The 610-nt window shown below is 48.7% G+C and carries 1 protein-coding gene; it reads left to right on the top strand.

What is annotated here, in order from left to right; all coding sequences use genetic code 11:
* Positions 1 to 50: 50 nt before the first annotated feature.
* The coding region (locus tag NW818_RS10750; RefSeq protein ID WP_414424548.1) for a hypothetical protein at positions 51 to 610 on the top strand (560 nt) is incomplete at its 3' end.

The raw sequence follows: 610 nt of genomic DNA, 5'->3' as shown, positions 1-610 counted from the left end.
ACAACAATATAACATTTCAATCCCACGAGCAGATCCGCGAGTATATCGCTATGAGAGAGCAGGCGCTTGCAAACGTCGTTTCAAGCAATCCCTCTGGCACTATCGAGGTGTCAATCTCCCTTCAGGAGTACACCCCCTTAAGCGATGTACTGCAGTTGAAGCGCAAGTACAATCTCGATATCGATGAAATGACGCTTCATCTGTTTGTCGATGGAGAACGCCACAGCGTATTGTATGTGAGCGACCCGACAGAGCCAGATGATCGGCGCATCGTTGATTTCGATGCCTCTGTAGATCAGTTCGAGGAGCAATTGTGGCAACTACTTCCCGCACCTGTTTTGGAGAAGAAGGGAATTCATGCGCAAAACACCTCCTTCAAAGTCTCCTGGCTACGAGGTGCTTTACCTGCAACTGATGCTTCACTGCTGAGTGATCAGCAAGCTATCATGCTTGTTGATCCGATAAGCGACATTCTCGATACGTATAAGGATCGAGCAGTAGAGGTTCGTGTGGTACAAGTCCCAAACTTATTAGCAGCTATTGAGACGGTTGAAGGACTTTCGCGACTGAGTCCCCAACTTCCTCAGCCTACACCTACGCCACTGAAGGA

The organism is Synechococcus sp. R6-5 (assembly GCF_047461775.1).
Taxonomy (GTDB): domain Bacteria; phylum Cyanobacteriota; class Cyanobacteriia; order Thermostichales; family Thermostichaceae; genus Thermostichus.
The sequence above is the reverse complement of the archived record's forward strand: the minus strand, read 5'-3'. Positions and strand labels throughout refer to the sequence as shown.